At 63.6% G+C, this 22,067-nt stretch carries 23 protein-coding genes; 7 read left to right on the top strand and 16 right to left on the bottom strand.

All coding sequences use genetic code 11. The features are described from left to right. Positions 1–38: 38 nt before the first annotated feature. The 7 genes from CQ14_RS04630 to CQ14_RS04600 form a co-directional block, all read right to left on the bottom strand. Complete coding sequence (locus CQ14_RS04630) at positions 39–512, bottom strand: hypothetical protein (protein WP_057856754.1); 474 nt, start codon at positions 510–512, stop codon at positions 39–41. A 30-nt stretch (positions 513–542) separates the two neighbouring features. Further along, positions 543–1,034 (bottom strand): tRNA (N6-threonylcarbamoyladenosine(37)-N6)-methyltransferase TrmO, encoded by a 492-nt coding sequence (tsaA, locus tag CQ14_RS04625; RefSeq protein WP_057856753.1) that lies wholly within the window; start codon positions 1,032–1,034, stop codon positions 543–545. Positions 1,035–1,037: 3 nt separating this feature from the next. Further along, the gene (locus CQ14_RS04620) at positions 1,038–2,009 is read right to left on the bottom strand and encodes a Bug family tripartite tricarboxylate transporter substrate binding protein (RefSeq protein WP_063800298.1); all 972 of its coding nucleotides are present in this window, start codon (positions 2,007–2,009) and stop codon (positions 1,038–1,040) included. Between the two features lie 59 nt (positions 2,010–2,068). After that, positions 2,069–2,413 carry an AzlD domain-containing protein gene (locus CQ14_RS04615; protein ID WP_057856787.1) on the bottom strand — a complete coding sequence of 115 codons (345 nt, stop codon included), beginning with the start codon at positions 2,411–2,413 and terminating at the stop codon, positions 2,069–2,071. Next, positions 2,410–3,153: an AzlC family ABC transporter permease gene (locus CQ14_RS04610; protein ID WP_057856752.1), complete on the bottom strand. Its 744-nt coding sequence runs from the start codon at positions 3,151–3,153 to the stop codon at positions 2,410–2,412. The genes CQ14_RS04615 and CQ14_RS04610 overlap by 4 nt, the downstream gene beginning before the upstream one ends. An 81-nt stretch (positions 3,154–3,234) precedes the next feature. Continuing rightward, a complete protein-coding gene (locus CQ14_RS04605; protein ID WP_057856751.1) occupies positions 3,235–3,738 on the bottom strand; it encodes a protein-tyrosine phosphatase family protein in 504 nt (167 codons plus the stop codon). A gap of 148 nt (positions 3,739–3,886) precedes the next feature. Continuing rightward, complete coding sequence (locus CQ14_RS04600; RefSeq protein ID WP_057856750.1) at positions 3,887–4,852, bottom strand: lytic transglycosylase domain-containing protein; 966 nt, start codon at positions 4,850–4,852, stop codon at positions 3,887–3,889. Between the two features lie 235 nt (positions 4,853–5,087). Here CQ14_RS04600 and CQ14_RS04595 point away from each other — a divergent pair, with 235 nt between their 5' ends. Together CQ14_RS04595 and CQ14_RS04590 are read left to right on the top strand one after the other, a co-directional pair. Continuing rightward, entirely contained in the window at positions 5,088–5,444 is a 357-nt protein-coding gene (locus tag CQ14_RS04595) for a PilZ domain-containing protein (RefSeq protein ID WP_057840941.1), read from the top strand. A 77-nt stretch (positions 5,445–5,521) separates the two neighbouring features. After that, positions 5,522–5,707, top strand: a complete 186-nt coding sequence (locus CQ14_RS04590; protein WP_057856749.1) for a DUF1737 domain-containing protein — start codon at positions 5,522–5,524, stop codon at positions 5,705–5,707. Positions 5,708–5,766: 59 nt separating this feature from the next. On the opposite strand, the gene clpA is transcribed toward CQ14_RS04590, so the two are convergent. Continuing rightward, a complete protein-coding gene (gene clpA / locus CQ14_RS04585; protein ID WP_057856748.1) occupies positions 5,767–8,172 on the bottom strand; it encodes an ATP-dependent Clp protease ATP-binding subunit ClpA in 2,406 nt (801 codons plus the stop codon). A 269-nt stretch (positions 8,173–8,441) separates the two neighbouring features. Beyond that, a complete protein-coding gene (gene clpS, locus CQ14_RS04580) occupies positions 8,442–8,774 on the bottom strand; it encodes an ATP-dependent Clp protease adapter ClpS (RefSeq protein ID WP_057856747.1) in 333 nt (110 codons plus the stop codon). Between the two features lie 507 nt (positions 8,775–9,281). Between clpS and CQ14_RS04575 the strand changes: the two genes are divergently transcribed. Further along, positions 9,282–10,643 carry a TadE/TadG family type IV pilus assembly protein gene (locus CQ14_RS04575; protein ID WP_057856746.1) on the top strand — a complete coding sequence of 454 codons (1,362 nt, stop codon included), beginning with the start codon at positions 9,282–9,284 and terminating at the stop codon, positions 10,641–10,643. 95 nt (positions 10,644–10,738) lie between these two features. Here the strand turns inward: CQ14_RS04575 and CQ14_RS04570 are convergent, their stop codons facing one another. After that, a complete protein-coding gene (locus CQ14_RS04570) occupies positions 10,739–11,077 on the bottom strand; it encodes a phasin family protein (RefSeq protein WP_057856786.1) in 339 nt (112 codons plus the stop codon). Between the two features lie 399 nt (positions 11,078–11,476). Between CQ14_RS04570 and CQ14_RS04565 the strand changes: the two genes are divergently transcribed. After that, a complete protein-coding gene (locus CQ14_RS04565; RefSeq protein ID WP_057856745.1) occupies positions 11,477–13,321 on the top strand; it encodes a D-alanyl-D-alanine carboxypeptidase in 1,845 nt (614 codons plus the stop codon). 259 nt (positions 13,322–13,580) lie between these two features. On the opposite strand, the gene CQ14_RS04560 is transcribed toward CQ14_RS04565, so the two are convergent. From CQ14_RS04560 to CQ14_RS04545, 4 genes are all read right to left on the bottom strand, one after another. Next, entirely contained in the window at positions 13,581–14,306 is a 726-nt protein-coding gene (locus CQ14_RS04560; protein ID WP_057856744.1) for a DnaJ domain-containing protein, read from the bottom strand. A 66-nt stretch (positions 14,307–14,372) separates the two neighbouring features. After that, positions 14,373–15,134, bottom strand: coding sequence for a hypothetical protein (locus CQ14_RS04555; protein ID WP_057856743.1), 762 nt, complete (start codon positions 15,132–15,134; stop codon positions 14,373–14,375). A 104-nt stretch (positions 15,135–15,238) separates the two neighbouring features. Further along, positions 15,239–16,138 (bottom strand): alpha/beta fold hydrolase, encoded by a 900-nt coding sequence (locus tag CQ14_RS04550; protein WP_057856742.1) that lies wholly within the window; start codon positions 16,136–16,138, stop codon positions 15,239–15,241. Between the two features lie 316 nt (positions 16,139–16,454). Then, positions 16,455–17,240 (bottom strand): helix-turn-helix transcriptional regulator, encoded by a 786-nt coding sequence (locus tag CQ14_RS04545; RefSeq protein ID WP_057856741.1) that lies wholly within the window; start codon positions 17,238–17,240, stop codon positions 16,455–16,457. A 102-nt stretch (positions 17,241–17,342) separates the two neighbouring features. On the opposite strand from CQ14_RS04545, the gene CQ14_RS04540 reads away from it, so the two are divergent. Continuing rightward, a complete protein-coding gene (locus tag CQ14_RS04540) occupies positions 17,343–18,416 on the top strand; it encodes a zinc-binding dehydrogenase (protein WP_057856740.1) in 1,074 nt (357 codons plus the stop codon). Positions 18,417–18,439: 23 nt separating this feature from the next. Here the strand turns inward: CQ14_RS04540 and CQ14_RS04535 are convergent, their stop codons facing one another. Further along, on the bottom strand, positions 18,440–19,375 hold the full coding sequence (locus tag CQ14_RS04535) for a division plane positioning ATPase MipZ (protein ID WP_057856739.1): 936 nt from the start codon (positions 19,373–19,375) through the stop codon (positions 18,440–18,442). Positions 19,376–19,696: 321 nt separating this feature from the next. On the opposite strand from CQ14_RS04535, the gene panC reads away from it, so the two are divergent. Together panC and CQ14_RS04525 are read left to right on the top strand one after the other, a co-directional pair. Further along, the gene (gene panC, locus CQ14_RS04530; protein WP_057856738.1) at positions 19,697–20,548 is read left to right on the top strand and encodes a pantoate--beta-alanine ligase; all 852 of its coding nucleotides are present in this window, start codon (positions 19,697–19,699) and stop codon (positions 20,546–20,548) included. 83 nt (positions 20,549–20,631) lie between these two features. Further along, positions 20,632–21,390: a hypothetical protein gene (locus tag CQ14_RS04525; RefSeq protein WP_199805438.1), complete on the top strand. Its 759-nt coding sequence runs from the start codon at positions 20,632–20,634 to the stop codon at positions 21,388–21,390. Positions 21,391–21,429: 39 nt separating this feature from the next. Here the strand turns inward: CQ14_RS04525 and CQ14_RS04520 are convergent, their stop codons facing one another. Further along, positions 21,430–21,870 (bottom strand): DUF1489 family protein, encoded by a 441-nt coding sequence (locus CQ14_RS04520; RefSeq protein WP_057856784.1) that lies wholly within the window; start codon positions 21,868–21,870, stop codon positions 21,430–21,432. Positions 21,871–22,067: the final 197 nt, after the last annotated feature.

Below are 22,067 nucleotides of genomic sequence, written 5' to 3'. Positions count from 1 at the left end.
ACGGCGAAAAGAAAGGATGGATTGCTTCGTCGGTGCGCTTACGAAACCGTATGCAATGCCCACAGCTTCTCCGTCAAAACAGATGTGTACACGCGATCCGGTGACGAGATCGAGCCGGTGCAAGCAAAGTGAAATTTCGCCATTGGCAGAACCGGATTCTCCGGCTTACGGCTAAGACTCACGTCATATTCGACGACAAGCGTCGCACCCACGAGTTCTTCAATTGGAATATTCTGTTTTGTCATTTGTGAATCAAGCCAGCCCCGCGCATCCGCAGCATATGGCAACGGCTCTATGTGACAGCGATTACAGGTCGCCTTGCGCATCACGATATCCAACGCAAGTGTCCCACCGCCAAGGAGAACCAAGTTTACGAGGTCCTTGTTTGATGGCACTTCAATAAAGCGCTGGCACAAGACATGGGCGAAGTCTTGAAACACTTTTCTTGCCACGCCGAAACTCCATTCGCCCTCAACCGCGCAATCGCAGCCGAGATCTACCAACTCTTTCATGCTGGAGCTCTCACGCGCCGGGTAAGAGAATCACTCCCACTCCGCATCCCCGCTCTTCTGCGCCGCCAGTGGCGAGAACTCGCAGCGGTCGGGCTTGACGTCGAGCAGCGGCGTCTCGTCGAGGCAGTCGAGGCCGCGCACCAGGATCGTGTTACCCTCGACGCCAACGAACTTCACGATCGAGGTGCCGATCGGATTGGGCCGCACCGGCGAGCGCAGCGAGAAGGTGCCGCGGGTTTTCTGGTTGTTCTTCGGGCTCTGCAGCACCAGATCGCGGCGCGACTGGTGCAGCCAGTAGATCACCTCGAGATTTTCGTAGAACTCGACGCCCTTGATCGCGGGCACCCAGGGTTCGAAAATCTCGAGCCGGCAGACCGGGCCGTCGTGGCGGCCCTGCCGCGGCGTGTCCAGCCGAGACTTCCAGGGCGTGCGAATGCGACCGATGAACACCAGCCCGGCATCCTTGGCCTGCGGCATGTCGACGGTAACTTCGCCCTCGCGGAGGTCGGTCTTCTGAGCCATTACCTAGTCCAGTGAAATGTTGAGCGCCTTTATCACACTTGCCCATCGCGCGCGATCGGTCGCGACGAATTTATCGATCTCGGCCTGGCTTTTGGGCCGCAGCGGCGGGAAGCCGACCTTGTCGAGCGAGGCACGGAACGTGTCATCGTTCAGCGCCTTGTTCAAACTGGCAGTGAGTTTTTGCGCGACATCGTCGGGCAGTCTGGCCGGCGCGGAGACGCCATACCAGACGCTGACGCCATAATCCGGATAGCCGCTCTCGGCCATGGTCGGCACATCAGGCAATTCAGGGATGCGTTGCGCGGAACTCACCGCCAGCGGCCGCAGCAACCCGCCCTTCACGGGCGGCAACGCGGTGCCGAGCGTATCGAACATCAACTGGATGTTGCCGGACAGCAGGTCAGTCAGCGCCGGACCTGCGCCCTTGTAGGCGACATGAACCATGTCGACGCCGGCCATCTGCTTGAACATCTCGCCGGCCAGATGAATCGTACCGCCGGTTCCGGCCGAACCGAAATTGAGCTTTCCCGGGTTCTGCCTGGCATAGGCGACGAACTCCGCAACCGTCTTGGCGGGCACGGAAGGATGCACCTCCATCACCACAGGTAGATCCGTGACCAGCGTGAGCAGGCGGAAGTCCTTCACCGGGTCATAGGGCAGCTTCTTGTAGAGCAGCGGGTTGAGCACGAAAATCGACGCCGCCGTGAAGAACAGCGTGTAGCCGTCAGGCTCGGAGCGCGCAGCGGCTTCCGCGCCGATCGCGCCTTGGGCGCCGGCCTTGTTCTCGACCACCACCGCCTGCTTCAGATCGCGTGCCAGATATTCGCCGACCATGCGTCCGAGCACGTCGGTCGGGCCGCCCGCCGCATAGGGTACGATCAGCTTGATCGGGCGGACCGGATATTCCGCTGCATGGGCCAGCGGCATGGCGAAGATCAGCGCGCAGGCCAGCGCCGGCAGTTTCAGCCAGTTCATTTTTGTTTCCTCGGCGTTTCTTATACGCCGGAGAGTAACGGATTATCGGCTGCCTGCAATCAACCGAGCCACCATTTCCCGGCTACGAGGACGATCTCGCCCGCGACCACGCCGGCAAAGATCGAGCGCCACGTCAGCATGAACATCGCAAAGCCGGCGGCAACCGCGCCGTAGCGCAGCCAGTCCGGCACATCAGCCAGCACGCCCGGCGGCTGCACCAGGATCTGCGCGATGACGCCGGCGAGGATGGCGGTGGCCACCGCCCTCACCCACACCAGAACTTCCGAACCCTCGTCGACGCCGGCGCCGAACCACAGCCCCGCCATCCGCCAGATCTCGTTGGGCAGGAAGCCGGCGAGCACCAGGATCAACAGCGCGTGCGGGCTGCCGAGAAACTCGCTCATGCGCGCGCCCTCTCCCGCCACCAGTGAGCGCCGTAGGCGATGGTGCCGGCCGCGATGCCGCTGATGAGAATATCGACGCCGGTATGCAACATCGATATCAGCGGAAACAGCGCGAGCCCGAGCGCTAGCGCCAGCACGTCCGATATCTGCCGGCAATTGCGCGCCGTCGACAGCAAGAACGCCAGCGGCGTCAGCAGCAGGATCGCCGCGCCGAACAGCGGCGGCAGCCTTGCAGCCAGACCATAGCCGAGCGTGGTCGCGACCATGCAGACGGTAACGAGCCCGCAGCCGAGCCCATGCGTGAACGCAATGCGCCGCTCGCGCGGCACTTTCGGCAACAGCCGGTAGCATTCGACCCACAGCGTGACGGCGATGAAATGCGTCGCCAGCACGAGGTGACGGCGCCTGGTCTTGGGCGTCTTCATCAGCGGCAAGACCGACACCACCATCGGAAACAGCCTGATGGCGCTGACGGTGACCGCGATCGCCGCCTGCACCGCGGTCGCGCCGGAGCCGAGCGTCGATATCAGGATGATCTGCGCCGGCCCCGCCCAGACCAGCAGCGTGCTGCCGAGCACCCAAGCCAGGCTGAAACCGCTGTCATGGGCCAGCGCGCCGATGCCGAGATAGGTCGCGAACAGCACCAGCGTCAGCACGGTGGATGCGACCGAGCTCATGCCCCACGCGAACGCGCGCAGCGGGCTTTTCCATTGGAGGGAGTCGAGCGGAGGTAGTGCCACGAGTGACCGGATGGGGTTGAGTTTCGCTGGGCATAGGGCTGGCGAAAGCAGCCCGCGTCAAGCAAGCGAGGCTCAGGGCGGCTATGCAATCCGCAGCGGTGACGCGCGGCTGGCTTTGTCAAAGGCGACAACCCAGTCACGCTGCTCCTCGGTGTCCGGCACGATCACGCCGCGGGCCGCTCTGATCAACGCAAGCGCTTCCTCGGCCTCAATACCCGAACAGATCATTGCGCAAGCGGCGACAATGGACGATCGGCCAATCCCTGCCCGGCAGTGAACCGCGATCGAACGACCGCTGGCAATACTGTCCGCCATCGAACGGGCGCTATCCAACGCTTTCTGGACGTCCGGCACGCCACGATCCGGAATCGGAAAAGAGATGAACTCGATTCCGCTCGCCCGGCACAGCTCGGCTTCCCGCTGCAATCCAAGTTCAGAGACCTCCTCCTGTTCGAGAAGACTTACGACGAGGTCGACGCCCGAAGCCTTCCATCCAGTGATGTCCACCTCCAACCAATCATCCGCGCGAGGACGTGCCATGATGGCGAGCCGACCTGGCATCTCGATCCAGTGCAATCGGGACATTCGATGCCTCAACCTATCCAGCAAGGAGCTCAAGCGCTGTCATTCGCGAGTCTTGGAGAGAGTAAGCAAGTAGCTCAGTTTAACAGATGACAATCCGGGATTGCTTTTCCCGGATTTGCGCTGCGCTCCATCCGGGCTACGATCCTTTTCACCCCGGCACGCCTCTATTCCGCAGCACAAAACACGCACCGCCCGCCTTGCGGATGCTGTTGCAGAGGCCGTCGGCCTCGCCGCGTGTGTCGGCGCCGAATCGCACCTGGTAGAACGTGGCCGGGCCGCGGCTGCGCAGGCGCGAGGTGAGGATGGAGGGGTCGCGATTGCCGATCACGCTCGAAAGGCGCGAGACCGCGCGCCCATACATCGCGAGCGCCTTGTCGCGGGAAAAGCCGGCGGCGAGTTGCACGCCCCATTGCTTCGCGGCGGCGAGCTTCACGCGCTCCTCCAGCCCGGCAACGAAGGGATTGGGCGCCTGCTTCAGGAGCGCCATCAATTCGCGGCAGCTCGATGCCGGGATGCGCTCGGGCTGTTTGCCGCCCTTTCCCGCTCTTGCCCAATCCTCCACCGTGGAGCCGGTAATGGCGAGCACGTAGCTGCGTGTCTCCTGCGGCATCGGCCCGGTGCCGGCAAGCCACTCCTGCACCCGGCGCGGACCGGCATTGTAGGCGGCAGCCGCGAGCCCGAGATTGCCGAACTGCTCGCGCAGCTCGGCGAGGAACTCCGCCGACTTCGGCAGCGCCTGCACCGGATTGAAGGGATCGAGCAGACCGCGCTCGTTCGCGGTGCCCGGCATGAACTGCGCAATGCCCTGCGCGCGCTCGCCGCTGCGCGTCACCGGCCCTACCGCACCCGGCTGAAAGCGGCTCTCCTGCCAGATCACGCGTGCGAAAAATTCCAGCGGCAGGTTCGACTCCCGCGCCGCCGATTCGATCATCAGGCACATCGCCTCACGCGCCTCGCTTTCGCGCGCCGGCGCGTCCGCCTTCCGGATCGCGGTCGCGCTCGACCGGGTGGCCTCACCCGCATCCTCGGCGATGGCACTCGCAAGCGAGGCCAGGAGCAACACCGTGGGCGACACCGCGCACCATAGGGCGCGAAGAAACCGACCTCTTGGCATGGCAGTTCGCAATCCGGTGAAACGCATTGCGGGAAAACGTTAAGTCAAACGATCATGGCTTGCAGCTGGATCCGCCGTTCCAGTGCCGTCCTAGGCCTTTTTGCACTGCAATTGCTCGGAAATCCCTGCTTTCGGAACCGCCGTTAATTTACGTTAATGCCGCATTTTGCGCCGGGCGGACTTCTACGGGGAGCAAAGCGGGGTAAAACTCTCCCTGTTTGCTGGGAGATTTTCAATGCAGGATCGACGCGAGAGCGTGCGCGATAAAGTGATGTATGGCGGCGTCGCCGAGATCGGCGAACGCGGCGCGACGCGCGAATGCATCGTCCGCAACATCTCCGACCGCGGTGCGACCATCGAGTTCAGCAATGACGTCCAGTTGCCGAGGGAGCAGCTCTCGCTGCGCATCGCGCGCAAGGGCCGCTCCTTCCTCGCCAAGGTGATCTGGTGGCGCGACAATTTCGTCGGCGTCGCATTCCGCGCGGAAAGCCCGGCCGAGCCGGTTTCCGATATCGAGGAGCGGCTGCGCAAAAGCGAGATCAAGAAGCGGCAGCTCCAGCGCCAGATCGACGAACTGCTCGGCCAACGCTGAAGGCTGGCCGGGGGCCTTACGCACCACAATAGACAACCTATAGTGCCGCAACCCATCACGGTCTTGTTGGAGGTAACATGTCTCCAAAACCGCCAGACGGCCTGCCCGTCTATCGCCTCCTGACCGGCAAGGACGACGCCGCGTTCTGCCGGCGCGTTTCCGAAGCCATTGAACTCGGATACGCGCTGTACGGCTCGCCTTCCCTGACATTCAACGGCGAATATGTCGTGGCCGCCCAGGCGGTGGTTTGGCCGGGAAGCTAGGCATCAAAAAGCCGGCCGTCCTGCGACGCGCCGGCTCCTTGTTTCAGATGTGAGGCCGCTTACGCCTTTACCAGCGGGCCCTTCGAGGCCGGCCCCTTGGAGCCGCCGCCTCCGCCGTTCGGACCGCCGGGCTTCGGCTTGCGCTTGCGCGCCACCGGCAGCTTTTCCGGCTTCGGCGTGACCGGTCCCTCGACGAACTCGAAGCCGATCTTGTCCTTGTCCTCGGCGTCCTTGACTAGCACGACGCGGACATGGCCGCCGCCCTTGAGCTGACCGAACAGCACCTCGTCCGCCAGCGGCTTCTTGATGTGCTCCTGGATCACGCGGGCCATCGGCCGCGCACCCATCTGCTCGTCATAGCCATGCTCGATCAGCCAGGCCTTGGCAGGCTCCGACAGCTCGATGGTGACGTCGCGATCGGCGAGCTGCGCCTCGAGCTGCAGCACGAACTTCTCGACCACCATGCCGATGACGTCGGCATTGAGGTGGGCGAACGAGACGATCGCGTCCAGCCGGTTGCGGAACTCCGGCGCGAACTGGCGGTTGATCGCCTCGTGGTCGTCGCCTTCCCGCTTGTTGCGCGTGAAGCCGAAGGCCTGGCGCGCGAGATCAGCAGCGCCCGCATTCGTGGTCATGATCAGGATCACGTTGCGGAAGTTGACCTGCTTGCCGTTGTGGTCGGTCAAGCGGCCGTGATCCATGATCTGCAACAGCACGTTGTAGAGATCCGGATGCGCCTTCTCGATTTCGTCGAGCAGCACCACGCAATGCGGATGCTGGTCCACGCCATCGGTCAGCAGGCCGCCCTGATCGAAGCCGACATAGCCGGGAGGCGCGCCGATCAGGCGCGACACCGTGTGCCGCTCCATATATTCGGACATGTCGAAGCGCAGCAGCTCGACGCCGAGCGAGGCCGCGAGCTGTTTTGCGACTTCGGTCTTGCCAACGCCGGTGGGGCCGGAGAACAGGTAGGAGCCGATCGGCTTCTCCGGCTCGCGCAAGCCGGCACGCGCCAGCTTGATCGAGGCCGACAGCGACTCGATCGCCTTGTCCTGGCCGAACACCACGCGCTTCAAGGTCTGCTCGAGGTGCTTGAGCACCTCGGCATCGTCCTTCGACACGCTCTTGGGCGGAATCCGCGCCATGGTCGCGATCGTGGTCTCGATTTCCTTGATGCCGATGGTCTTCTTGCGCCGGTTCTCGGCGACCAGCATCTGCGCCGCGCCTGACTCGTCGATCACGTCGATCGCCTTGTCCGGCAGCTTGCGGTCGTGGATGTAGCGCGACGACAATTGCACCGCCGCCTCGATCGCCTCGTTGGTGTACTTCAGCCGGTGGTAGTCCTCGAAATAGGGCTTCAGGCCCTTGAGGATCGCAATCGCGTCTTCCACCGTCGGCTCGTTGACGTCGATCTTCTGGAAGCGCCGCACCAGCGCGCGGTCCTTCTCGAAATGCTGACGGTATTCCTTGTAGGTCGTCGAACCCATGCAGCGGATCGTGCCCGAAGCCAGCGCCGGCTTGAGCAGGTTGGACGCATCCATCGCGCCGCCGGAGGTGGCGCCGGCGCCGATCACGGTGTGGATTTCATCGATGAACAGGATGGCGTTCGGATGCGCCTCCAGTTCCTTCAGCACCTGCTTCAAGCGTTCCTCGAAATCGCCGCGGTAGCGGGTGCCGGCGAGCAGCGTGCCCATGTCGAGCGAGAACACGGTGGCGGCCGCCAGCACTTCCGGCACTTCGGAATCGACGATGCGCTTGGCCAGTCCTTCCGCGATCGCGGTCTTGCCGACGCCGGCTTCGCCGACGAACAGCGGGTTGTTCTTCTGGCGGCGGCACAGCACCTGGATCGCACGGTTGATCTCGGAATTGCGTCCGATCACCGGATCGATCTTGCCGTCGCGCGCCTTCTTGTTGAGGTTGACGCAATAGGTTTCGAGCGCCTCGCCCTTCTTCTTGGCGTCCTCGTTGCCCTTGGTCTCGGTCTCCTCGTCGACGCCGCGAACGGGGCGCGCTTCGGAGACGCCCGGCCGCTTGGCTATGCCGTGGCTGATATAGTTGACCGCGTCATACCGCGTCATGTCCTGCTCCTGCAGGAAATAGGCGGCGTGGCTTTCGCGCTCCGCGAAGATCGCGATCAGCACATTTGCGCCGGTCACTTCCTCGCGACCGGACGACTGGACGTGAATTACGGCGCGCTGGATCACGCGCTGGAAGCCCGCGGTCGGCTTGGCGTCGTCGGCGCCATCAGTCACCAGGTTTTCGAATTCGGTCTCGAGATAATTGACGAGGCTCGTGCGCAGCTTGTCGAGATCGACGCTGCAGGCACGCATCACCGCGGCCGCATCCGAGTCATCGATCAGCGACAGCAGAAGATGTTCGAGCGTCGCGTATTGATGATGACGCTCGTTCGCAATCGCCAGCGCACGATGCAGGGATTGTTCAAGGCTTTGGGAAAAAGTTGGCATTCGCGTCCTCTATGGCCCCCGGTCATCATGATCGCCATTACCCGGTCAGGCAACAACAACCTTTGTCTTCCCCTGTCATATAGTTACGCACGATCGTGGCGAAAGACCGGTTCCGGAAACGTGGTTTTCCTCTAAATTTGCGCGCCTCGGCTGCACCCCTCCCCCGAAAAGCTACCGGGAAAACGGCAAGCACAGAACCTTGGCTTCCGTCAGCACCAGACAATGCAAGACCCGTTCCTTTGTTCAACCGGGTCGGGAGCCGCGCGCGGCTATTTCTTTTCCATCACGCATTGCAGGGGATGCTGATGCTTGCGCGCAAAATCCATGACCTGCGTCACTTTGGTCTCGGCAATCTCGTAGGTGAACACGCCGCACTCACCGATCCCGTGGTGATGGACATGAAGCATGATCTTGGTGGCCGCCTCGGCGTCCTTCTGGAAGAACTTCTCCAGCACGTGAACGACGAACTCCATCGGCGTGTAGTCGTCGTTCAGAATGAGGACGCGATAGAGGTTCGGACGCTTGGTCTTCGGCTTGACCTTGGTGATGACCGACGTCGACGGCCCGTTGGTTCCGGCGTTGCGGTTCTCGTCATTGCCCATTCGGGGCGCAGAAGCGGACGACGTTGCCGGCACGGACGAACAAACTGTGAAGGTTGACTGCAACATGGCTCAGGGCGTTCGAAATTCCACAGGGGTGACCAAAAAGCGCATCCCGGCTCGCTCGCGATCGGCTCTGGCATGAGCCACCGCCTCGTACCCAGCAACGCAGTTTTCCAGATCGCCGCTCCCGGTCCGATCCGTTGACCGGATCGGCATCTGGAATATGGGTCCGCCGCCGGATCACCGCAAGCGCAGCGACGCTGCCCTGGCGCGACCCGCGACCGGCCCGATTCCCGGCTCGACTATCCGGACCAAGGTTAATCGTTTCTGCCGAATTTGACAAAGGACAGTAGTGGGCCGTTTAGCCGCCGTTGACGATACCGGGCTGTATTGGAGGCCGCTTCCACCAGTGCACGGGCTTTGACCCATTTTTTGCGGAACCGGTTTACCGGCTGTTCAGCGGCTCGGGCGGAAATGTCCGGTAGAAACCACATTTGCGGTGAGGCCATGCTCAATACAGTCGTAATCCGTCGCATTCGCACGGCTGCACGCCGGTTCGCCGGCGCCAAGGACGGCAACATCGCGATCCTGTTCGGGATCGCGGTCATCCCGATCATCAGCTTCGTCGGCGCGGCGGTCGACTACACCCGCGCCAACAGCGCCCGCTCCTCGATGCAGGCCGCGCTCGACTCGACCGCCCTGATGCTGGGTAAGGACCTGACCGAGGGCACCATTACGACCTCGCAAATCGCGACGAAGGCAGATGCATATTTCAGGGCGCTTTACACCAACAATGAAGCCAAATCGATCTCGATCAACGCGACCTATACGCAGAATACCGGCAACGGATCGACCATCCTGGTCAACGGCTCGGGCTCCATAGACACCGGTTTCATGCGGGTCGTGGGCTTTCCAACCATGGACTTCAAGACCAGTTCCACCTCGGTCTGGGGCAACGTCAGGATGCGGGTCGCGCTGGCGCTCGACGTGACCGGGTCGATGGACGACGACGGCAAGATGACTGCGATGCAGCCGGCCGCCAAGGCCCTGATCGACCAGATCGCCGCCCTCGCGAAGAACACCGGCGATGTCTACATCTCCCTCATTCCATTCGCCAAGGACGTCAATGTCGGGGCCAGCAACTACAACCAAAGCTGGATCAATTGGACCGACTGGGAGGCGGTAAACGGTACCTGCAGCAATACCAACTACACGACGAAAAGCACCTGTCTGGCCAGCAACTGGCGGACCTGGACGCCCAGGAACCACAATACCTGGAACGGTTGCGTGACGGACCGCGACGAGGACTACGACAAGACGAACACCACGCCGAACAACAACACGTCGCTTCCGTCAACCCAGTTTTACGCCGAGCAGTACAACGCATGCCCGGCGCAACTGATGGGGCTTACCTATGATTTCACCGCCCTGAAGGCCAAAGTCGACACGCTTACCCCGAACGGCGGCACCAACCAGACGATCGGCATCGCCTGGGGATGGCAATCCCTTACCCAGGGTGCGCCGCTCAATGCACCGGCGGAAGATTCCAACTACACCTACAAGAAGGTGCTGATCGTGATGTCCGACGGTCTGAACACGCAAGATCGCTGGCCCGCACACGGCAACGGCCAGCAACAGTTCAACGGCGCCATCGACGCCCGTCAGAAGATCCAGTGCGACAACATCAAGGCCCAGGGCATCACCATCTACACGATGCACGTCAACACCAGAAACGATCCGACCTCCGCCATTCTCAAGTATTGCGCCAGCGGCGACGACAAGTTCTCTACCGTGACGTCCTCGAGCCAGATCGCACAGGCTTTCACCGCGATCGGGACCTCGCTGTCGAAGCTGCGCGTCTATCGATAGGCCGCGACGGCTCTGCCAAGAAAAGCCCAGCCAAGAAAAAGCCCGGCCGAAACGGCCGGGCTTTTTTGTTGTCGAAGCGCGAAGTCGCGAACGGATTAGTGCGAAGCCGGGTTGAACTTGGCGACCAGGCCTTCGTAGGGCTTGAAGGTCTGCTTGGCGAGATCGGTGTAGAGGCCCGCGATCTTCTGCGTTTCCGCGACGAAGGTCTCGTAGGACGAGCGCGCGTACTCGGTCTGCGCTTCGAGCGCCTTGTCCAGCGACTTCACGCCGGAAAGCTTTTCGACGAACGACTTGGTGTCTTCGAACGACTTCTTGGCGTAGTCGCCATAGGCAGTCGCGATCGCCTGAACGCCGCTCTGCAGGTTGCTCGCGGAAGCGGCAACCGATTCGAGATGCTCTTTGCCGTAGTTCTGAATGTCTTCAACCTTGACCATCATGGAGTCCTTTCCCAGACTGCAGGTGCAAACCGATTGCCGGGAGGCCCGGCTCCCTGACACTTTCCATATATGTGCACTGCACAATAAAGTCAAGGACTATTGTGCGTCGCACAAATACGGCAGATTGGAGGAAAATCCCGGGGTCACACGCAACGCTTAATTAATCTTTTGGAAACCCGCCCGGCCTAACCTGATTCCTGGACTTGTTCGTCTTCCGACAAACAGCCTGAAAGCTGTTTGCGAACAGCATCTTAGCTAGAACAGCGACCTGATCGACCGCGCCAGCCGCACGTAACGGCCGGATCGGTACTTCGAACGGGGGAGCGTCAGCGGTTGTTGGGCACAATTTCGCCTCACGAGCCGGTGATCAAGACAGAAATTGGGACGGGGAAGTAAATGCTTCGTACAACCTTGGCTTCCTCGCGCGCTTTGCGCGTGTGCGCCCTCGGGCTCATTACCTTCACGACAGCAATACTGATCTCGAGCGAGAGCGCCGAAGCGCGCCGCTACAAGCACCGCCGTCACCACCACGTCGTGCGGGAAAGCTACAGCCCGCAATTCTCCTCGATCATCGTCGACGGCAATTCCGGTGCGGTGCTCTCCTCCAACAATCCCGACGGTATCCGGCGCCCGGCCTCGCTGACCAAGATCATGACGCTCTATCTGCTGTTCGAGCGCCTGGAATCCGGCAAGATGAAGCTCGACACCGAAATGGACGTGTCCGAGCACGCCTCCGACCAGGCTCCTACCAAGCTCGGCCTGAAACCCGGCCAGACGCTGAAGGTCGAAGACGCCATCAAGGGCCTCGTGACGCGTTCCGCCAACGACGCTGCGGTCGTGATCGCGGAGGCCATTGCCGGCGATGAGGACGAATTCGCCAAGCTGATGACGCGCAAGGCGCGCGCGCTCGGCATGAGCAAGACCACCTATCGCAACGCCTCAGGCCTGCCCAACGACGAGCAATTGACCACCGCGCGCGATCAGGCCACCCTCGGCCGCGCCATCCAGGATCGCTTCCCGCGCTACTACCGCTACTTCGCGACCACCGTGTTCAATTATCGCGGTCAGTCGATCCGCAACCACAATCGCCTGCTCGGCAATGTCGAGGGCGTCGACGGCATCAAGACCGGCTACACCCGCGCCTCCGGCTTCAACCTCGTCAGCTCGATGCGCCGTGGCAACCGCCACCTGATCGGCGTGGTGCTGGGCGGCCGCAGCGGCGGCTCGCGCGACGCCACGATGCGCAATCTGCTGGCCGAGAACCTGGAGAAAGGCGCGACAAAGCGTACCGTCGCCGCGATCAGCGAGCGCAATCCCGCCGACGGCACCGTCGACGTAGCCGAGGCAGATATCACCTCGCGTCCGGCCGAAGCGGCTCAGCCCGCCGGCGCCGAGCTCGCAGCCATGCCGGTGACCCGCTCGATCGCGCCGGCCAAGCCGTCGCTGATGGCGGCCGCCGCCGCGGCCCTGCCTCCGCCGGCCGCCAAGGCCGAAGCGAACAAATTCGAGCAGCAAGCCAGGCCCGAGCCCGCACCGTTGACCAGCGGCGTGATCCAGACCCAGCAGATATCGGCGATCCCCGGTTCGGCCGAACCGATGAAGCCGGTCAAGGTCAAGACCGTTCAGGTCAAGGCCGGACCGATGAAGCTGGCATCCGCCGGCCCCTCGCAGCCTGCGACGTCTCCGGTCACCAACGCCATCCCGGCCCGCCCCGAAGTCGCCGAGACCTCCAGCGCCGTTGTCGCAAACGCCGCCGAGGCCAAAGCCGAAGCCGCCAGGGAAGCCCTCAGGGCAGCCATGCCGCAGCAGCCGGCCGGGCACGGCACCGGTAACGGCGTGCTCGGCGTGCTGCCCGCTTCCAGCCTGACGCAAGCCCCCTCGTCAGCCCCGCACGCGCAGACGATGGCCTATGCCGATCCGGCGCCGGGTGCGAAGCCGCAGCAGGCCGTGCAACAGAACGACGCCGTCAAGCCGGCCGCGCCCGCAGTGGTCCGCACCGGCTGGATCGTCCAGGTCGGCGCACTCGACAGCGAAAGCGAAGCCAAGCAGCGGATCGATCTCGCCCGCACCAAGGCGAGCGCCCTGCTCAGCAAGGCTGACCCCTTTACCGAAACGACCGTCTCCAAGGACAACCGCACGCTCTACCGCGCCCGCTTCGCTGGTCTCGACCGTGATCAGGCCGAGGCCGTGTGCAAGGCCCTCAAGCGCGCCGACATTTCCTGCATGACCGTTCGCAACTGAACGGGGCGCTTCATTGAAGTTGGCAAAGCCGGCGCCGCAAGCGCCGGCTTTGTTGTTTTCGCAGCACAGTCACGCGGGCTCTCACACGATTAGGCCCGACACCTTCCGCGAAAACTTCTCGTCAAGAATTTACGGTTAAGTTTCCCTGCAAGGAACGATCGACCACGCCGGACAACGGCGGGCGATGTGGGGCGTCAGTCAGAGAATGGCAGGCAGGCAACTCTCGGTTTGTAGCGTCGGTGGCGTGAGCCGGAGTTAGCTAGAGATGCGTGCGAAGAAGAGTATCCTTGGCCTCGTTTACGCGGGCAGCGAGGTACGTCGAGCCCCCCTGATCGGGATGCAGTTTCTTCATAAGGGTGCGGTGCGCCCGGCTGATGTCGTCACGCCCCGCCCCCGGCTGCAGGCCAAGGATCTGATAGGCTTCCTCGTCCGTCATTTTTCCGCTCGCCGGCGCGCGGCGCTGCCCCCCTGCCGTATCGCCCTGCGCGTTCTGACGCCAAGCGGGAAACCGGCGGTCAAGATAGCTTTCAAGTAAGGCGACGCTCTCGGCGTCGAACGCCGCCATCATTGCGATCAACTGCGGCAAGTCGAACTCGCCGAGCGAGCGGCCGGCATTCGGTCCGTCCACGATCTGCCCCGACAACTCACCGCTGTCGTGATCGAGAGTCATCTCGATGAACTGCGAGCGGACGCGCGAGGCCTGTCCCGACGAACGTTGCCCGCCGCCGCCGAAGATCCCGCCGATATTGCTGAAACCACCGGGGCCGAACGGCGACCAGCCGAGCAGCCCGGCGCCGAAGATGCCGAGCGGAATGGCAACCGCCAGTTCGCCACGCAGACCGGTGTAGGCTGCAACCGCCAGCGCTACCACGCCGCCCGCGATCTTGATGACGCGCGCGAGCACGACCGGGTTCGCCGCACGAAACATCTGCAGCAGCAAATACAGAACGACAACGGCGACAACGCCGGCAATCAGGGTTGGCATGGCTCTAATATAGCGGCACCGGCGCTGAAAAGCATGCGCCCGGCGCCGTGGCAACCAAAGTCGTAATCACTTGATCTGGCCGATCAGCGCGGCGGCGCCGCCGGTGGTTTTCGACAGCCGCAGCAGCGCTTCGCGGCCGCCGGCGGCATAGGCCGCGGCGGCGCGCAGGAGCTCGCGCAATTGCGCCGCTGCGCCGGGATCGAACTTGCACCATGCCCCGCCGGTGAGCCGCGCGATCTCGCGGAACGCCTGTTCGGCGGTCGCGTCGTGGCCTTCCTGGAACATGAACACGGGCACCTTGAGCAGGCCGAGCTCGCCCGCCTTGGCGCAGAGATCGTCGACCGACTCCTCCATGGCGTCACCTACGAACACCACCGCGCGCACGGCGGACGCCACCGCCTCGCGCCGCGCCTCCGAGAGCACCTTGCCGATCTGGGTATTGCCGCCCTGGCAATCGATCTTGCTCATCAGCTTCGCCAATTGCGCGGAGTCGGAGATCCATCCCGTGGCGCGGCATTCGTTGAAGCCGCGGTAATAGACCAGCCTGATATCGAGGCTGCCGAGCGAAGCCGCCTCGCGAAACATGTCGGCCTGCAGCGCGCAGGCCATGTCCCATGTTGGCTGCCGGCTCATGGTGGCGTCGAGCGCAAATACCAGCCTTCCCCTGGCGCCCGCACGGTGTGGCGACATCGCGCGCGCCTTGGCCACGAAGGCTGCGATATCTTCCGATGCCGATGGCTTCTCCGGTAACGGGCCGCCCTTGCGCGCCTCGGCCTTTGCCGAGGCAACCTCGCCCGCCGATTTCGGTTTGATCGGTTCGCCGGCCATGAGCGCTCGCGAGTAAGCAGCAAGCTCTATGTGGGACGGCGCCTGAGGCCGGTCAATGCACAGGGCGGTGACGCAGCCGGAATCGCAGGACGGCTTGCGGCGGCCTAGTTCGCAATCGGCTTGTTCGTGGGCGGCGGGTTGCTGGCCAGCGGGGTTGAGAGCGGCACCGGTCCGGGGCTGCTGCTGAGGATGTCCGGCACCTTGGTCGGCACGGGCTTCAACGCGGCACTCTTGTCGGACTCGTCCAGGAACTTGTCGAGCATCTTCTCGATCGAAGACTTGGCGGCTTCGGGCCCGGTGTCGCGCATGTCGTTATGCTGGAAGCCGGTGTTCACCACCGTGATACCGGCCTGCTCGCACTGTTCGTCATCAGGCACGACGCCGGGGTCCGCCTTGAAATGCGTATCCTGGGAGCGGAACGACAGGATCTTGAACTTGCCGTCGGTCAGGAACGGCACGCGCAGATTGTCCAGCGTCACGACCTTCTTGATCTCGTCGGGAAACTCCTTGGCGAAATACATCGAGATGTCGCCGCCCATGGAGTGGCCGACCATCGTCACCTTTTCATAGTCGGCGTTGGGCTGGACCTTCTTCATTTCGTGAATGGCGAAATGAATGTTGGCCACGCCGCGCTGAATCTGCGGAAGGCGGCCGACATAGGGTTCGCCGACCTTGGTCACCATCGGCGGATCGGTCGGTAGATCGTGCTGCGGGCTGACCGCAAGATAGCCGCGCCAGGCGAACACGTTCGACAGGAACGAATACTCGGTGTGCTTGACGGTATTGCCGTGATTGAGGATCGCCACCGGCAGTTTGATCAAGCCGGCATTGGCCTGCAGTTCCTTGTCGCGGCGAATGGCGATGTTGACCGCCACCAGGCGGTTGTCGCGGTCGGGATCGTGGAATGCGATCGTCTCATGCCGGATCGCCCACTTGCTCGCGGTGAAATACGCGACAGCGAACAGCACGGAGAGTGAAAGCAGAACGAGAATTCCACGTTTCATATTCGTCCTCGCGCCCTGCTAAGGGCCAACCCTGTTTGAGACTCTTTCGGTCCCTTGTTGATGATATATGTCACGATGGCGTGACATAAAGGCCAAATGTTGTGTACCGAGCGCCTGATCGTTGTGCGATGCACCTATCCATTGTGCAGCCGCTCAATTCCCACAAATTTGACCCCGCTTTTCCTTACGTTGCCTCCCATCAAGCTTTGGTTCGAGGGTTGGGTAAAAGTCTAGTGAAAACGTGGAAAGGCAGGTTTGGTTCCTCGGACGGAACCCGTTACCTCCGCGGTGCGTAGCTACCGGCAAGAGCGAGGGGTTAGGCCGTCGTGTAGATAACGAGCTTGAGGGCCGGATCGTCGTTGGCCTGGAAGCTTGCATACTCCAGCTTGAGCCGGCCCTTCTTGGGATGGATCAAGGATTTCTGTCCTGCCGCGACGCCGCTGACGTCATGGGCTTCCCACCAGCCGGCAAATTCCGGACAGCCTTCCCGCAGGCGCGACAACAGGTCGCGAAAGGCGGGATCGCCGGCCCACAGATCATGCGTCGCCCGGAACTGAGCGACCATGCGTTGGGCCTCGTCCGCCCATGACGCGCCGAACAATCCCCGCGTTGCGGGGTTGGTCAGCACCGATAGCAGGCTGTTGCGGTCGGACTCTGCGAGCCGGCTGAACGCGAAGATTTCGTCCGCCGCGGCATTCCAGAAGAGAACGTCCCAGCGCCTGCCGGTGACATAGGCCGGCAGGTTGAGCTGCTCGACCGTGCGGCGGATCGCCGGGGGCACGGTCTCGCGGACGAAGGCACGCCGGTCGGCATTTTGCGTGAGCTCCTTCAGATGCCGGTACTCAGCCTTGGTCAGCCGCAACGCGCGCGCCAGCGCGTCGATCGTCGCAACCGAAGGGCTGACGGATCTTCCCTGCTCGAGACGGATGTACCAGTCGACGCCGATGCCGGCGAGTTCGGCCACCTCCTCGCGCCGCAGGCCGGGCGTGCGCCGCCGCCGACCGCCGGCCAGGCCCACTGCCTTTGGCGTCAACTTCTGCCGCCGCGAGCGCAGGAAGTCACCGAGTTCGCTCTGCCTGGAATTTGTACCTGTTTCCGCCATGCGCCGCCTTTGAGGAGGGTTCCACAATCCTAGGATAATACCAGGTCTTGTTGGGACTTGGAGGCCTGCGAGAATGCGCCTTCAACGAAAAGAGGACATCTCATGAAGGCTGCCGTCCTGAATGCGTTCGGATCGCCGCTTGCGATCGAAACTCTCCCCGACCCGCTGCTCGGCACCGGCGAGGTCATCGTCGACGTCGTGGCAAGCCGCGTGCTGGCCTATGCCAACGAGGTCCTCAGCGGCGAACGAAAGTACCTGATGGAATTGCCCATGGTGCCCGGCCCCGGCGCGATCGGCCGTGTCCGTACCATCGGCCCCGATGCGACCCGTCTTCGTCCCGGCGATTGGGTCTATTGCGATCCGACCGTCCGTTCGCGCGACGATGCGCTGTCGCCCGACATTGCCCTGCAGGGGCTCACTGCCGGCAGCGAGGGCGGGCTGCACCTGCAACGGTACTTCCACGACGGCGCCTGGGCCGAACAGATGCGGGTGCCGACGGAAAACGCGATTCCGATCGGCGACATCGATGAAAAGGATGCCGCGCGCTGGTGCGCGCTCGGCACCCTGCTCGTACCCCACGGTGGCTTCCTTGCCGCGCAATTCCAGGCCGGAGAGATCGCGCTGGTCAACGGCGCCACCGGCAGCTTTGGCAGTGCCGCCGTCGCCGTGGCGTTGGGGATGGGCGCAAGTTGCGTGGTGGCGACCGGGCGCAACGAGCAGGCGCTGGCCGATCTGACGCGGCGGTTCGGCGCCAGGGTCCGGACCGTGCCAATGCGCGGCCAGGAGGCTGACGATCGTGCGCGCATCCTGCAGGCGGCGCCCGGACCGATCGACTGCGTCCTCGACATCCTCCCGCCCGCGGCCAATGCCGTGCAGGTGCGGACCGCGATCATGGCGGTGCGGCCTTACGGGCGGGTGGTGCTGATGGGCGGCGTCGGCGGCGCCGGCCTCGACCTGCCCTACTCCTGGATGATGCGAAATTGCATCACCCTGCGCGGGCAATGGATGTACCCGCCGCATGCGGCGATCCTGATGACCGGCCTGATCCGTTCAGGCCTGATCAATCTGGATCATTTCGAGGTCTCCGCGTTCGGCCTCGACCGCGCCAACGAGGCGGTCGCGCATGCCGCCGCGAACAGCGGTCCGTTCAAAATGACGGTGATCCAGCCGCGATAGCCCAGGCTGGCCGCCGATGGCGGTCAGGCGCTCAGGATGTCGCCAATGATGTCGTGGACTTCGAGCGGCTTGTCGACCTGGGTGAACCATTCGGCGCGGTTGGCGGCGCGGCGGCGGCCGCGTTCGTCGAGCGGCAGCTTGAGCTGGCGCAACAGGCTGGTCACTTCCTCGCGCGCCGTGACATGGCCCATGCTGGGCCGGGTGCCGAGCGTGGCCTCGTCGATGTCGTCGAGAGCCGTCAGTCCGCGCGGGAAGAATTCGCGGTAGACCACCCGCTCGGCAAACCCGTCGATGGAACGGAAGCCGAGCCGCATCGAGAGGTCCTTCAGGCTGTCGGCGACGAGCTGCTTGTTGCGGGAGCCGATCATCGACAGGCGGTTGCGCACCACGATCCAGTCGGTGCTGGCGCCGTCGAGTTGCCGGCGCTTGCGCCTGACGTCGCGGACCATCTCGGCGTAGTGGCTTTCGCCGGTCACCGAATAGGTCGCGGGATCGACGGTGCCGAGCACGTCGAAATCGAGGAAGCTGTCGTTGATCGGGGTCACCAGCGTGTCGGCCATCGAATGCGCCAGCCGCATCAGATAGGAGTCCGAACCCGGCGTATCGATGACGATGAAATCGAAGGCACGTTCGACCGTGCCGACGGCCTCGGCGAACTGCTGGAACTCGGAGTTTTCATTGTCGGCGATCTGCATCGTCTCGCCGAGCTTGATGCAATAATGCACCGGGATTTCGAGATCGAGACCGGTGCGGCGCGCCCACGCGCTCCGGTTGGCGATGTAGCGGGTGAAACTCTTCTGGCGGCAGTCGAGGTCGATGGTGGCGACGCGTTGCCCGGCCTTCATCAGGGCGACAGCGATGTGCAGGGCGGTGGTGGATTTTCCGGAACCGCCCTTCTCGTTGCCGAGCACGACAACATGCGCCGACCCGAACTGACCTTGGCTCGCCTGAAGCAACATGACTCAACCCCCGCACGATATCTTCAAATCACGCGCGACTGCCCGTCAAGTGAAATGCGTGACGACGCATTTAATTCGCTCGCGGTGTGTCTTAATCATGAATCCCGATGGTGCGGATTTCGTTCCGGCGCCGCGATCAGCCCATGAAATTTTCAACCGACGGGCGCGCGTCGGACGTTGGCGTTGAACTGCCGCAGCCGTGCCACGCCCGAGTAACCTTGGCGGCAAAGCTCTGGCCTTATAAGGTCGGCGCGCCCGCCAAACGGCGTGGAGCCGCCAGCCCCCCGCACCCCGTCACAAGCAGCAAGAGATCGAGGCCCGATGTCGCGAAGTCCCATCGTCGTCCGTACCGTTCCCGCATTGCGCCGCGCCGTCGAGGCGTTGCGCGCCCGCAAGGCCGCCGTCGCGCTGGTGCCGACCATGGGTGCGCTCCATGACGGGCATGTGTCGCTGGTGCGGGCTGCCAGGCAACGCGCCCAGAAAGTCGTGGTCTCGATCTTCGTCAACCCGACGCAGTTCGCACCTTCCGAGGATTTCGGCTCATACCCGCGTACCTGGAAGGCCGACCTCGCCAAGCTTACCGCCGAGAAGGTCGACCTGATCTGGAATCCGGACGTCAAGGCGATGTACCCGGAGGGCTTCGCCACCAGGATCGTGCCGGAAGGACCGGCTACCGCGGGCCTCGAGGATCGTTTCCGGCCGCATTTCTTCGGCGGCGTCGCCACCGTGGTCGGCAAGCTGTTTACCCAATGCCGGCCGGACGTCGCGATCTTCGGCGAGAAGGATTTTCAGCAATTACGGGTGGTGACCCAGATGGCCGCCGATCTCGACCTCGGCGTCAAGGTGATCGGCTCGCGCACCGTGCGCGAGCGCGACGGGCTCGCGATGTCCTCGCGCAACGTCTACCTGTCGGCGGAGGAACGGCAGACCGCGCCGACGCTCTATCGCGCCATGAAGGAAAGCGCCAAGCGGCTGAAGGCCGGCGAGGATTTCGAGGCTGCGATGGCGGCCGGGCGCGACCTGATCACCGCCGCCGGCTTCGCGCTGGACTATTTCGAGGCCCGGCACGCCGCAACGCTGGCGCCGATTGTCTCCGTCAAGGAAGGACCGGTGCGGATTCTCGTCGCCGCGAAACTCGGCACGACACGCCTGATCGATAACATCGGCGTGTAAGCCGCCGGGGCCGCCTTGCGCGAGGCCATCACCGGCTTGAATATCCCGCAGCAAGGGATTTGCCGGCCCTGCGAGGTGTGCCCATGTCGCTGCGCGCTGCGATCTTCGGAGGCCTGATCGGTGTGATCGTGGCCGGACCTGCGCAGGCGCAGGACCCGCGGCGCCCGGCGGTCGGCGGAATCGGCTCACCCCTCGATGCCATGATCTTCTATGTCGCGCGCGGTGCCGACGGCGCCTGCGGACCAGGCTGCTCGGAATGGATCGCCGCCGAAGGCACCGTTCAATGGGACACCCACAAGCGGCTGATTGCGATCCTCGACCGCCAGGCCGACCGCAAGCTCCCCGTCATCATCCATGCCTGGGGCGAATCCAACCTCAACGTCGCGACAAGTCTCGGCCGCATCCTGCGCGACCGCGGCATCGACACGACGGCGGGAACAACGGAGGTCGAGGCCTGCAAGGAAAAGAGCGAAGCCGATTGCTTCGCGCTCAAGCGTCCGGGCGGACCGCTCGACGCCAGGGTGAGGTTGACGGACACGCTCTGCGATCTCGCCTGTGTGCTGACGCTGGCCGGTGGCGTGCACCGGACCTTGCCGGCAGGTACCCGCATGGTCCTGAGCGGCATGTCGATCCACAATCGCCTCGCGCCCAATGTCTCGGAAGAACGGCGTCAGGGGCTGACCGTCCTGTTTGGCGATCAGTTCCGGCATTACCTCAAGGATATGGGCGTCGATCCCGAGTTGCTCGACATCGTCGACCGGAATTCGCAAACCCGGCGCCCGACCGAAATGCCGCCGTCCGAATGGATCAGGCTGCACATCGTCACGTCGGCGGCACTGTAGACCCTGCGCGCTTTCGCAAGCGGCCCGAGCAAGCCGCCTCTAGAGCAGCCCCAGATCGCGCAATTCGCGCCGCATCGGTTCCGGCATCGCGGCCACGCTGGCGGCGGAGGACTTGGTGAGGTCCGGGGGTGCGGCATCCTCGGTCAGATAGCGCCAGCCCTGGAACGGGCGCATCGGCCGCGGCGAGACCGCAAACACCTTGGGCTGCATCACCAGGCGGCACCGCCCGATGCCGTCCTTGTCGCGGAACGGCTCGATGGCGATGATCTTTTCGCGTGCGGCGATTTCGCCCTTGATGACCCAGTACAGCGAGCCGCCGGCGAGGATCTCGCCATCGCGCTTCGGCGTCATCCGCGTGACGTGGACGTGACGGAGCGGCAGGCCCTTTTTCTTGGCGGTCGCCATGCGTTCGGCAACCCACCCTTTGAGTTCTTTGACCGACTCGCAGCCAACGGCGAGCTTGATGAGATGAAGCGGCATGATCCCGCCGATGTAGCGGCCCGTGTGCGCTTTGAAAAGATCACTCCCTGTGGAGATCACTGCTCATTGTCGGCAGTCCCCGAACCCGACGGCGCGAGCTGGACCGGCGCCGCGGTGGACGGCCGTTTCGGCGGCGCCGGCGGCTTCTTGGCGGCGGCCAGCGCTGGTGAGGGTGATGCTGACGGTGCCGGCGATGG

Source organism: Bradyrhizobium lablabi, from assembly GCF_001440475.1.
Classification (GTDB): domain Bacteria; phylum Pseudomonadota; class Alphaproteobacteria; order Rhizobiales; family Xanthobacteraceae; genus Bradyrhizobium; species Bradyrhizobium lablabi.
This window is presented reverse-complemented; position numbering and strand designations above follow the sequence as displayed.